The sequence below is a fragment of the Paraburkholderia sediminicola genome (assembly GCF_046027825.1).
Taxonomy (GTDB): domain Bacteria; phylum Pseudomonadota; class Gammaproteobacteria; order Burkholderiales; family Burkholderiaceae; genus Paraburkholderia; species Paraburkholderia sediminicola_D.
Map to the genome: position 1 here is coordinate 18,280 of NZ_JAQQDU010000052.1, position 11,958 is coordinate 30,237.

Consider the following 11,958-nt stretch of genomic DNA (forward strand, 5'->3'; position numbering starts at 1 on the left):
GTTTTAGATCCTCACCAGGGGGCCGGGCGATTTCAGATACTGCGACTTGATCGCTTCCGCGGCCCACAGCGTGGTGGCGCCAACGGTGCCGGTCGGGTTGTAGCCGCCGTTGTTGGCGAACGCGGAGGCGCCCACCACGAAGGTGTTATGCACGTCCCAGCTTTGCAGGTAGCGATTGAGCGCGCTTGTCTTCGGATCGTCGCCGATGATGGCGCCGCCGGTCGTATGCGAAGACAGATTGTCCATCGGCGAGAACGGCCTGGTGGTCGGCTCGCTGCGCACGACGGTTTTCGCGCCCATCGCGTGGCCGAGTTCTTCGGACTTGTCTGCCATGAATTTCGCCGAGCGCTTGTCGTTTTCGATCCAGTCGAAGGTCACGCGCAACAGCGGCCGGCCGAAACGGTCCTTGTACTCGGGATCGAGATCGAGATAAACATCGCGATGCGGATAGCTGTTGCCCATCACGTAGATCGAGTTGTAGTTCTGATAGGCGTGCTGATACGCCTTCTTCCACTCGCTGCCCCAACGCGGTGTGCCGGGGGGGCACGCCATTGCTCAAACCGATCGGTCGGCCGTTCGTCGAGTGCACGAGCGCCACGCCACCGCCGATGAAATCGTGGTTGGTGTGGTCGAAGTTGTCGCTGTTGAAGTCGTCGATGGCCTGCGCGAGTGCGCCCGCGCCGATGAACGGATTGAGCCGCTCGTTCTCGAAGAAGATCGACGCGCCCGAGATGGTCTGGTACGCGTAGTTGCGTCCGACCACACCTTCGCCGGTATCGCGCGTGTAGGGCTTGCCAATGCCTGACAGGAGCATCAGACGCACGTTGTCCATCTGGTAGGCCGAGATTACGACGATGTCGGCGGGCTGCTCCCACTCGTTGTTATCGTGGTCGACAAAGGTGACGCCGGTCGCCGTTTTCTTGTCTTCGGCGAGGTTCACGCGCAAGACTTCGGATTCGGTGATCACGCTGAAATTCTTGCGCTGCATGAGCGCGGGCATGATGCACGCCTGCGGGCTGCTCTTGGACCAGTTGCCGCAACCGAAAAACTCGCAGTAGCCGCAATATGTGCAGGGCGCCATATGGACGCCCAGCGGATTCACATACGCGCCTGAGGTATTGCCTGCCGGTACCGGAAACGGGTGATAGCCGAGCTCGCGCGCCGCTTTGTCGAACATCGTCGCGACACGCGTGCGCTCGAGCGGCGGCAGCGGATAGTCGCGATTGCGCGGACCTTCGAACGGGTTGCCGCCTTGCTGGATTTTGCCCTGAATGTTGCCCGCACGGCCCGAGGTGCCGGCCAGACGCTCGAACTTGTCGTAGAACGGTTCGAGATCGGCGTACGTGACCCCCCAATCCTGCACCTGCATGCCTTCCAGGAATTTGCGCTTGCCGTAACGCTCGACCGTGTTCGTATAGGTCTGGAAGTCGTTCGGCAGGAAACGCCACGTCATGCCATTCCAGTGCGTACCGGCTCCCCCTACGCCGATACCGAACTGGTAGGTGTTCCAGTCGCGCAGCGGCAGGGCGGTTTGATCCGGCGTGTTACGGAACGTGAGCGTTTCGACGGCGGGCGGCTGCATGAGCGCACGGCGCGTCGCGAAACGCAATTCGTCGGTGTCGACCGTGGTGGGGAAGTCGCTGCTGGTATCGCGCCATGCGCCGCGTTCGATCGCGACCACGTTCAGACCTGCCTGGGTCAACTCGTTCGCCATGAGCGAACCGGCCCAGCCGAGACCGACGATGACAGCGTCGGCCTTAGCACGTTTGAGTGCCATGTAATTCTCCGCTTGTTGCAGTGGGGTGCAGTGATGCAATGACGCAATGGGAAAAGCGCGCGCGTCAGCTCTTGCGGCTGATGAGGCTGATCGGAATGATCTTCAGGTCTTCGCCCTGACGACCGATTACGTCACGGAAGTCGTATTGCGCGCCGGGGAAGCCGAGCATCTTCCAGCCGGCCATGTCCTTGTTGCCGCCGTAGATCGGATCGGCGAAGAACCCTTCGCGCACGTTCTGCAGAATCAGATTGAAGAAGGCTTTCGAATCGACTCTGCCGAGGGCGAGCGCGCCGGCCTCGAGTTGTTTGAGCAGCTCATCCTGTTGTTCGGACGAAAGCGTATTGAAGGCCTTTCCGCCGAAATTTTGCTTGCAGTGATCGTCGAGCGACTTCAGGCCGGCGCGATAGCGTTCGGCGGGCGTATCCTTGATCTGCGGGCCTTGGCTCGGCGTGCCCGGCTTGAATTCTCCCAGCCGGTATTGCGTGGCCGCACGGCCGTAATCGCCGTTCAACTGGCGATCGATGAAGAGTGCGCAGCCCGCTTCCTTGCCGCCGATGCTCAACGCGTCCGAAGGAATCAGGCGGTCTGCGATCGCTTCGACAGCGGCGACCTCTTCAGCCGTGAAGAACTTCCAGCCGTCCGCCACCACCGGCTCCGGCAGCACCACCGGATCCTTGAACCACGGCATGCCGCCGAAAATCACGCGGGCCTTGGCGACTGCGATGCCCGCAGCCATCAGGACCATTGACGAAATAAATTTACGGCGTAACAAGTCGTTTTCCCCAGAAAATCATCGCACGTTCGAACAGAAACGGAAGGCTCGTGACCCGTTCCGAATCCACGATCTTCTTATATTCTAACTGGTTAGTTAAAATTGAGTCAAAATGCAGGCAAAGATTCGCGAGCAGCTAACCCGGAGGCGCGAGGCTCATTTCCGGCTTACGCGGCCGATAGTGCGCCAGTTGCCAACCTGCCGCCCCAATTGTTCGGCGCGATGATAAACGGCCTCCATCAACAGCATCGCCCCTCTGGGCGGCGGCGAGAATTTCGAATACACGAACGTCGAAATCATTTCGAGTTCCTCGACGAGCGGACGCACGGCGCAATCGACGTTGCCTGCCGCAAATTCGTCGACGATAGTCAGCCCCAATCCGCCTTGTACCAACGCTAGCGCCTGATCGGCACGGGTTACGTCGACGACCGAGGTGAGTTCAACATCGGCCTGCTGGCATGCTCTGACGATAACCGTACCAAACGGAATGTCGCGCCTGAAAAGAATCATCGGTTCAGTCGCGAGATCGGCGAGTGCGATGCGCTCCTTCGCCGCAAGGGGATGATCGGCAGGTAGCGCGCATACCATGCGGCCTCGCATGAACGGCACGACTTCAAGATGTTCGTGCTCGATCGGCATCGACGTCACCGCGATGTCGACAGCCTTGCTTAGCACCTCCAGCGGCATGTCGGACATCAGCGTCGTATGCCAGTCGATCCTGAGTTTTGGCATGCTGCGTTTCAATTCGACGATCGCGGGCGCGACGATCGTCGGCCCCAGCGAAGGGCTGCAGGAGATACGTAACAGGCTTGCCGGCCCGAGTGCGAGCGCCCGGGCGAATTCGTCGACCCGCAACGCCGACTGATAGACCTGCTCGACCTCACGAAACAGGGCCTGAGCCTCAGGCGTCGGCGTCAGCCGGCCCTTCGACCGTTCGAAGAGACGTAGTCCAAGCGTGGTTTCCGTATGCGAGACGAGCTTGCTGACGGCGGGTTGCGAGACATAGAGCATCTTCGCCGCCGCGTTGATCGAGCCCGTCAGCATCACCGCCCGAAACACTTCCATTTGCCGCAGCTTGAAGCGCATTCATCCCTCCGAAGCCCGTGCCCCGTGATTAACCAAAAGTTATAGGATAGCTGAAACCTGGCATACGACAACCGGATCATTACTCCCTAGTATCTCCATGAAGCAGGGCGATTACGTCACAGCCCCGACAAAACATGGAGACAGCATGAACCCTATCTATCCGCCGCGAACGCTCGACGCACAGGGCGCTGCAGACGCATCGACCGCCGTGCGTACGCGGTCGCGCTTCGGCATCCTCGCATTGCTCGCGATTGGTACGACGATCAATTACCTGGACCGCAGCGTCGCCGGCATTGCGGCACCTGCGATGGGCCACGATCTCGGTCTGACGCCGGCGCTGATGGGCGTCATCTTCTCGGCTTTTTCGTGGACGTACACGGCCTCGCAGATTCCCGGGGGCGTCCTGCTCGATCGTATCGGCACGCGCTGGACCTACTTTTTCGCGCTAACGCTGTGGTCGCTGTTCACCGGCTTGCAGGGCCTCGCGACAGGCTTCGCTTCGCTGCTCATCATGCGCCTCCTGATCGGCGCGGCCGAGGCGCCGTGCTTCCCGACGAACAGCCGCGTCGTCGCCATCTGGTTTCCGCAGAGCGAGCGGGCGCGAGCGACTGGGGTCTATACGTTCGCGGAATACGTTGGCCTTGCGTTCCTGAGTCCGCTGCTGTTCTGGTTCGAGCATCGCTATGGATGGCGCGCGCTGTTCGGCGTGGTCGGCGCAGTGGGCATCGTCTTCGGCGCGGTGTGGCTGATGCGTTTTCGTGAACCGCATCAGTCGAAGTCCGCGAACCGCGCCGAACTCGATTACATCGCGAGCGGCGGCGGCGTCGTGGATGGCAGCCGCCAGGTCACGCGTTTTCGCTGGTCGGACATTGGCGCGCTGCTGCGTCAGCGCAGCATGCTCGGCATCTGCATCGGGCAGTTTGCCTGCAACTCGACCAACGTGTTCTTCCTGACGTGGTTTCCGACTTACCTCGTGACAGAACGGCACATGCCGTGGCTGAAGGTCGGCATGGTCTCGGTATTGCCATTCATCGCTGCATCGGTCGGGACGCTCAGCTGTGGCTGGATTTCCGACGCGATGCTGCGGCGTGGTATCTCGCTGAACTGGGCGCGCAAGCTACCCGTGATTGTCGGTCTGATCAGTGCATCGAGCATTGCACTGGCGAATTACGTCGATTCCACCACCGCGGTCATCGCGATTCTCTGCGTCGCCTATTTTGCGCAAGGCATGTCGGCGCTCGCGTGGATGATCGTCTCGGACATCGCGCCGAATGGCCTGCTCGGTCTGAGCGGCGGCATCTTTAACCTGTTCGCGAACGCCGCCGGCATCGTCACGCCGCTCGTGATCGGGCTGATCGTCGGCGCGACGGGATCGTTCGTCTATGCGCTCGCGTTCATCTCGGCTGTGACGCTGCTTGGGGCGCTCTCATATGTATTCGTCGTGGGCGACATCAGGCGGATCGTTCTGCCCGCCGGCCGTTCTTCCACCCATTGAATCCATTGATCTGCAAAAGGGAATCTTTGCCATGAACCACACACTCGACGGCCAGGTCGCGATTGTCACGGGCGCGGCTCGAGGCATCGGCCTGGGTATCGCGCGACAACTGAAGGCGGCGGGCGCGCGCGTCGCGATCTGGGATCTCGACGTCAGCGAATTCGACTCCAAGCAGGCGGGCTTCGAAGCCGATCATCTGCAGGCCGTGGACGTCTCATCGTACGAAGCCGTGGAGCGCGCGTTCACGGCGACCGTCGACGCGCTGGGCCACGCCGACATTCTCGTCAACAACGCGGGCATCAATGGCCCGGTTGCGGCGAGTTGGGAGTATCCCGTCGAGACCTGGCAGCGCGTGCTCGCAGTGGATCTGAACAGCGTGTTCTACTGCTGCCGCGTCGCGATTCCGCACATGCGGGCACGTGGCGGCGGGCGCATCCTGAATGTCGCGTCGATCGCGGGCAAGGAGGGCGTGCAGTACATCTCCGCGTATTCGGCGGCGAAAGCGGGCGTGATCGCGTTCACGAAGTCCGCTGCAAAGGAACTCGCGCGCGACAACGTGTTGATCAACTGCGTCGCCCCCGCGATGGTGGAAACAGAACTGATGCAGGAGATGTCGGAGCAGCACATCGAGGCGAGCAAGGCGAAGATTCCGATGGGCCGCTTTCTGCAGATCGAGGAGGTCGGCAAGATGGTCAGCTGGATCGTCAGCCCTGCATGCAGCTTTACGACAGGCTTCACGTTTGACCTGACGGGCGGGAGGGCCACGTATTGAAACCCGCCCACACCACGGCGCGCCCGCTTGCCGCCGCGCATTTGACTGCGCTTGAACTGGAGCCGTCGCAATGGGTGCGCGTCGCGGCGCGGGCCGGCTTCGCTGCCGTGGGCCTGCGCCTTTATCCCGCGGCGCCGGGCGGTATCGCCTATCTGAGTAGCGTCGGCAGCGAAGCCCATCGCGACGCGCAGCATACGTTGGCAGGCGAGGGCATCGGGGTTCACGACGTCGAGTTCATTCCGGTCGTGCCCGAACTCAAACCCGCGTCGCTTTCCGCGTTGTTCGAAGCGGCGTCGTCGCTCGGTGCGCGCTGCGTGAGCGTGTCGGGCGACGACCCGGATTTCGCGCGGCTCGCCGCGACGCTCGCTGAAATGGCCGAACTCGCCGGGCCGTTTGGTCTGCGCATCGACCTCGAGTTCATGCGCTGGCGGCACGTCGGCTCGCTCGCGCAGGCTCGCGAAGTGATCGCACGCGCCAGTCATCCGAATCTGGCGCTGCTGGTGGATGCCTTGCATCTGTTGCGTTCGGGCGGCACGACGCATGACATCGCAGCGTTGGCGCCCGAAGCCATCGGCTCCGTGCAACTTTGCGACGCGTGCGCTGCGCTGCCCGACAGCGACGAGGACGCGATTCGCGAGGCACGCACCAACCGCCTCGCGCCCGGCGATGGCGCGCTGCCGCTCGATGCGCTTCTGCGGGCGTTGCCTGCTCAGGTTCCGCTGAGCGTCGAAATGCCGATGCCATCACTGCCGCTCGCGGCGCGCATCGATCTGGCGTATCGCGCGACGCGGGGCGTCGTCGATCGCGCTGAGATTGCCGCGCCCGCAACGAACCGCGCGGGGACGCCATGAGCGTATTCGACGAAGCCAGGATTGATTGCCATTGTCATGCGTTCGATCCCATTCGCTTTCCGTATCGCGACGACACCGCGTATCGACCCGCGCAACAGGAAGTCGGCACGCCCGCGCAGTTTGTCCGCGTGATGGACGCGTATGGCGTACGCCACGCCTTGCTCGTTGGACCGACGAGCGGCTACCGCACCGACAACCGCTGCCTGCTCGACGCGCTGGAGACGCACAGGGCCCGCTTTCGTGGCATTGCCGTGGTCGATAACGACATCAGCCGCGACGAACTCGCCGCGCTGCGTCAGTCGGGTGTCGTCGGCGTGGCGTTCAATCCGGCGATGGAGGGGATCGAACTGGTGTTGAGCGCCGGGGCATTGTTCGCCGCGCTCGCGGATCTTGGCATGGTCGCGCAGGTGCAAGTTGCGGGCGATCAGATGGCGAGTCTCGGGCCGTGGCTCGCGCGCCAGCCGGCGAGCCTTCTCGTGGATCACTGCGGCCGTCCGGACATCGCCGCGGGTGGTGGGCAGGCCGGCTTCCAGGCGCTGCTGCGCCTCGCCGATACCGGCAGGACCACCGTGAAGCTGTCCGGCTGGCAAAAGTATTCACGCGCTCAGCATCCTTACGAGGACACATGGCCTTATGCGCACGCGTTGTTGCGCACGTTCGGTCCGCAGCATTGCGTGTGGGGATCCGACTGGCCGTTCCTGCGCGCACCCGAACGTCTCGACTACGGGCCGCTGCTGACGTTGTTCGAACAGATGGTGCCTGACGTCGACGTGCGTCGGCAGATTCAGTGGGACACACCGCGACGGCTCTTCGGTTTCGATGCGCTTCCGAACACTTCAGACACCACGCACGGCGAATCCGTCGTTTCATAAACCAATTCTTTGAGTGTAAAACCATGGACAAAATGAAACCTTTGCATTTTGGCGTACTCGGCGCCGCGAAAATTGCGCGCTCGTTTATCGCGGGCGTGGACCCTTCGGAGCTTGTGGATATCGTGGCTGTCGCGAGCCGCGATCTGGCGAAGGGCCAACAGTTCGCGAACGAAGTGGGCGTGCCGCGCGCGTATGGCTCGTATGAAGCGCTGATCGACAATCCCAATGTCGACGCGATCTATGTGCCGTTGCCGAATACTTTGCATACCGAATGGGTCGTCAAGGCGCTCAATGCGGGCAAACACGTTCTATGCGAAAAGCCGATCGCCATGTCGAAGACCGACACACTCGCGATGTTCGAAGCCGCCCGCCGCAATCACCGTTTCCTGGCGGAAGCCTATCCGTATCGGGCGCAGGAACAGACACTTGCGGTGCGCCGCTTGCTGGACGAAGGCGCGATCGGACGTGTGCAGACGGTGTTCGCGTGCTTTGGCGTCAAGTTCGCCGACCCGTCGAACATCCGGCTCGATCCCGAGCGCGGCGGCGGTGCGCTGCTCGATGCCGGAAGCTATGCAACGAACATGGTTCGCATGGTCGCGGGCGAGAAGCCGTCGCGGGTGAACGCGATCGCGCGCTGGGCGGAAACGAAGGTCGATCTCACGGTGATCGCCAATCTCGAGTTTCCGAGCGGTCTGTTGGGCCAGATATCTTGCAGCTTCAACACTGCATACCATCGGCATGCGCTGATTACGGGCACGGACGGCATTCTCGAAACGACCTTCCTGAATAGCCCGCCTGACGCCGGACCACCTGAAATTCATGTACGGCGCGGCGTGCCTGCGACGACGGTGCGCGAAACGATCACGCTCGCCGGCGGCAGCGGTTTTCTGGCCGAAGCGGAGAGCTTTGCGCGTGCCGTTGCGCTTGGGCCCGAGCACTGGACGGGCAGCACCGAACAGGAGTCAATCGACACGATTGCGACGCTCGAAGCTATCGCGCGCAGCATTCGTTCGGGCAACTGGGAACACGTGTAACCGATGCGCCCAATCCGGCCGATCCGATGATCGAGCCCGCAGCCACAAAAGACGCGCCGAAGACGTCTGCCCGTTCCATACCCGAGACAAGCATGAAAACTGATGCAACGCTAACGACGGCCGGAGATATGTCTTTCGCGTCGGCGCGCCGCTCGCGGACGCGGTTCACCATTCTCGCGCTACTCGCGATCGGCACGGTCATCAACTATCTGGACCGCACGGTGCTCGGCATCGCAGCGCCAAGCCTGAGCAGGGACCTGGGCTTGTCGGCGGGCGTGATGGGAATCGTATTTTCGGCGTTTTCGTGGACGTATACGCTCTCGCAGATACCTGCCGGGTTGCTGCTCGATCGTATCGGCGCGCGAAAGACGTATTTTCTTGCCGTTGCGAGCTGGTCGGTTTTCATCACCCTCAACGGCCTGTCCGGCGGGCTGGTGTCGCTGCTGATTTATCGACTCGGACTAGGGGTTGCCGAGTCGCCGTGTTTCTCGACGAATAGCCGCGTCGTGGGGCACTGGTTTCCGCAGCGGGAGCGTGCGCGTGCGACCAGCGTCTATCAGGTCGGGCAATACGTCGGTCTTGCGGTGTTCAGTCCGCTGCTGTTCTGGATCATCGCGGAATTCGGCTGGCGCGCGATGTTCGTGATCGTCGGCGCGGTGGGGCTCGCGTTTGCCCTCGTCTGGTGGCTGCGTTACCACGAACCGCATGAGTCGCGCACGATGAATGACGCCGAACGCGACCATATCGGCGCGGGCGGTGGCCTGGCCACGGCAGCCGACGCGCAGCGGCCGTTCTCGTGGCGCGATGTGCGCAGCCTGCTGCGCCGCCGCGAGATCTGGGGCGCGGCGATCGGTCAGTTCGCGGGCAACTCGACCGTCGTGTTCTTTCTCACGTGGTTTCCAACGTACCTGGTGACCGAGCGTCACATGGCATGGTTGAAGATTGGCTTGTTTGCGATCCTGCCGTTTCTCGGCGCGTCGGTTGGTGTGCTGTTCGGGGGATGGCTGTCGGATTTTCTGCTGCGGCGCACTGGGCGTATCAACCTTGCGCGCAAGCTCCCCATCATCACTGGCCTGCTGCTTTCATCGAGTATCGTCGCGGCGATTTACGTAAGGAGCGATGCTGCCGTGATCGCCGTACTCTCGCTGGCGTTCTTTGGGCAGCGTATGGGTGGTCTGGGCTGGTCGATCATTCCCGACATCGCGCCCAAGCGGCTGATGGGTCTGACTGGCGGTATCTTCAACTTCACGGCGAACATAGCCGGGATCGTCACGCCGATCGTGATCGGCACAATCGTCGCGATCACGGGTTCGTTCTATTGGGGGCTCATGTTCATCAGCGCGGTGGCTGTGCTGGGCGCGGCGTCGTATATCTTCATTCTCGGCGATATCAAGCGCATCGAATTGCCGGAGGCGGGCGGCGCGGGAAGGATGTCGTGAGGGCCGCTCGAGTGGTGTATGTTTGATCTACCGCGTCAATCCTTCGAGGGCAAACAGATGGGGCTTTCCAACTACGCACGTGAAGACATCGGCAATCTTGTGCTGTTCGAGCATGTCAATCTCACGATCCCGGACCAGCGTCTCGCGACCGCGTTCTATGTCAGCGCACTCGGTCTGACGCGCGATCCCTTTCTGATGACGGGCGTGACCAACATGTGGATCAACGTCGGCCGCTCGCAGATTCACTTGCCGCACGGCGACGCACAGTGCCTTCGCGGACATGTCGGGCTGATCGTGGGCAGGCGCGCGGCGCTGATCGAGCGGCTACGCGCCGTCGGGCCCGTGCTGGAGCAGACACGATTCGCATGGACCGAGCGGGACGACCGCGTGGAAGTGATCTGTCCATGGGGGAATCGTTACGACTGCCTCGATCCCGATGCAGGCGCGGCGAGCGACCCGTGGGCGGGCATTGACCTTGGCATCGCGTATGTGCAGCTCGATGTACCCGTCGGCTGCGCGATGTCGATTGCCGGGTTCTATCGGGAGATATTCGCTGCGTCGGTCGACGTACGTGAGCGCAACGGTTCGCTACAAGCCGTGATCGCGGTCGGTAGGCATCAACAACTCGTCTACGCAGAAACGCTCTCGGCAAGCCAGGAATACGATGGGCATCACATTCAGCTCTATGTATCCGATTTCTCCGGACCCTATGAGCGACTCGCCGGGCGTGGGTTGAGTTATGGGGAAGAGACGCACCAATATCGCTTCGCCGAGCTCGTCGATCCTGTGAGTGGAAGGCATTGCTTCACGCTTGAGCACGAGGTGCGCAGTTTGCGACATCCACTGTACGCGAGACCCTTGGTGAACCGGAACCCGGATATGACCAACCGTAATTACAGAATGGGCGACGAGGGGTTTGGCGGGGTGTTCTGATTACCGACGGCAGCGGTCCCGCTATAGCAGGATTTCAGAGGACCGCTGGTCGGCCGAAGCACCCGTTCATCCAATGCATCGGCCCTTCCGCCAGCAACAGCTGACCTGACGTTCACCGTGCGGCAGCAGGCTGAGGTCACAAACGACGTGATCTTCGCGGCGTTCCATCAACACCGGGTTGGCCACTTCCCAGATATGCCTCCCGCAGAGTGCCGAGTTCCAGCAACGTTTGTGCGTTGCCCTTCCCGACTACCCGGCCACTTTCGAGCACGTACCCGAAATTTGCATAGCGCAGCGCAATCGCCGCGTTCTGTTCTGCTAACAGGAAACTCACACCATCGTCCCGATTAAGGGCCGCCACCGTCTCGAAGATCTCTTCAACGACCTGCGGAGCGAGCCCCATCGAAGGTTCATCGAGCAAAATCAGGGCGGGCCGTGCCATCAAGGCGCGGCCGATCGCAATCATCTGCTGTTCTCCGCCGGACGTATAGCCCGCAAGCGTCTTGCGACGCTCCTTGAGCCGCGGGAAGATCCCGTAGATGCGTTCGAGTTCCACGTCGAGATCGGCACGGCTGGGCCTTCGCGCAAAAGCGCCGAGCCGCAGGTTCTCTTCGACCGACAAATGCGCGAAGCAACGCCGTCCCTCCAATACCTGGACGAGCCCACGCTCGGCGAGTGTCCATGGATCGGCGTCAGTAATCGCCTCGCCGCGATACGCGATGCGGCCCGACGTAAGCTCACCCCGTTCGGCACGAATCAGGTTCGACACGGTTTTCAGCGTGGTCGTCTTGCCGGCACCATTGCCGCCCAGCAGGGCGACGATGGCACCGGACGGTACCGTCAGAGAAACGCCGCGCAATGCCGGAATGAGTTGGCTATAGGTCACGGCAATGTCCTCGACCTGCAGGATCGGGGCGGCGTTCATGC

General features: G+C 62.0%; 11 protein-coding genes and 1 pseudogene. 7 read left to right on the forward strand and 5 right to left on the reverse strand.

All coding sequences use genetic code 11. The annotated features are described in order from the left end of the window. Nucleotides 1–3: 3 nt before the first annotated feature. The 4 genes and pseudogenes from PQQ96_RS25600 to PQQ96_RS25615 all read right to left on the reverse strand — a co-directional run bounded on the left by PQQ96_RS25600 (nucleotide 4) and on the right by PQQ96_RS25615 (nucleotide 3,635). Nucleotides 4–552, reverse strand: coding sequence for a GMC oxidoreductase (locus PQQ96_RS25600; protein WP_408297859.1), 549 nt, complete (start codon nucleotides 550–552; stop codon nucleotides 4–6). A gap of 250 nt (nucleotides 553–802) precedes the next feature. Further along, nucleotides 803–1,777: pseudogene (locus PQQ96_RS25605) on the reverse strand (GMC family oxidoreductase N-terminal domain-containing protein); the annotation flags it as partial. Nucleotides 1,778–1,841: 64 nt separating this feature from the next. Next, nucleotides 1,842–2,549: a gluconate 2-dehydrogenase subunit 3 family protein gene (locus tag PQQ96_RS25610; protein WP_408297861.1), complete on the reverse strand. Its 708-nt coding sequence runs from the start codon at nucleotides 2,547–2,549 to the stop codon at nucleotides 1,842–1,844. A 156-nt stretch (nucleotides 2,550–2,705) separates the two neighbouring features. Beyond that, nucleotides 2,706–3,635: a LysR family transcriptional regulator gene (locus PQQ96_RS25615; protein ID WP_408297863.1), complete on the reverse strand. Its 930-nt coding sequence runs from the start codon at nucleotides 3,633–3,635 to the stop codon at nucleotides 2,706–2,708. Between the two features lie 145 nt (nucleotides 3,636–3,780). On the opposite strand from PQQ96_RS25615, the gene PQQ96_RS25620 reads away from it, so the two are divergent. The 7 genes from PQQ96_RS25620 (at nucleotide 3,781) to PQQ96_RS25650 (ending at nucleotide 11,031) form a co-directional block, all read left to right on the forward strand. Next, a complete protein-coding gene (locus tag PQQ96_RS25620; protein WP_408297865.1) occupies nucleotides 3,781–5,130 on the forward strand; it encodes an MFS transporter in 1,350 nt (449 codons plus the stop codon). 31 nt (nucleotides 5,131–5,161) lie between these two features. After that, on the forward strand, nucleotides 5,162–5,902 hold the full coding sequence (locus PQQ96_RS25625; protein WP_408297867.1) for an SDR family NAD(P)-dependent oxidoreductase: 741 nt from the start codon (nucleotides 5,162–5,164) through the stop codon (nucleotides 5,900–5,902). After that, complete coding sequence (locus tag PQQ96_RS25630; RefSeq protein ID WP_408297869.1) at nucleotides 5,899–6,753, forward strand: sugar phosphate isomerase/epimerase family protein; 855 nt, start codon at nucleotides 5,899–5,901, stop codon at nucleotides 6,751–6,753. The genes PQQ96_RS25625 and PQQ96_RS25630 overlap by 4 nt, the downstream gene beginning before the upstream one ends. Beyond that, nucleotides 6,750–7,625, forward strand: a complete 876-nt coding sequence (locus PQQ96_RS25635; protein WP_408297871.1) for an amidohydrolase family protein — start codon at nucleotides 6,750–6,752, stop codon at nucleotides 7,623–7,625. Before PQQ96_RS25630 ends, PQQ96_RS25635 begins: the two co-directional genes overlap by 4 nt. A gap of 32 nt (nucleotides 7,626–7,657) precedes the next feature. Further along, entirely contained in the window at nucleotides 7,658–8,659 is a 1,002-nt protein-coding gene (locus PQQ96_RS25640; protein ID WP_408297873.1) for a Gfo/Idh/MocA family protein, read from the forward strand. 92 nt (nucleotides 8,660–8,751) lie between these two features. Next, complete coding sequence (locus tag PQQ96_RS25645; RefSeq protein WP_408297875.1) at nucleotides 8,752–10,098, forward strand: MFS transporter; 1,347 nt, start codon at nucleotides 8,752–8,754, stop codon at nucleotides 10,096–10,098. Between the two features lie 18 nt (nucleotides 10,099–10,116). Next, nucleotides 10,117–11,031, forward strand: a complete 915-nt coding sequence (locus PQQ96_RS25650) for a VOC family protein (RefSeq protein WP_408297877.1) — start codon at nucleotides 10,117–10,119, stop codon at nucleotides 11,029–11,031. A gap of 136 nt (nucleotides 11,032–11,167) precedes the next feature. Here PQQ96_RS25650 and PQQ96_RS25655 read toward each other — a convergent pair whose 3' ends face one another. After that, nucleotides 11,168–11,956, reverse strand: a complete 789-nt coding sequence (locus PQQ96_RS25655; protein WP_408297879.1) for an ABC transporter ATP-binding protein — start codon at nucleotides 11,954–11,956, stop codon at nucleotides 11,168–11,170. Between the last annotated feature and the right edge of the window lie 2 nt (nucleotides 11,957–11,958).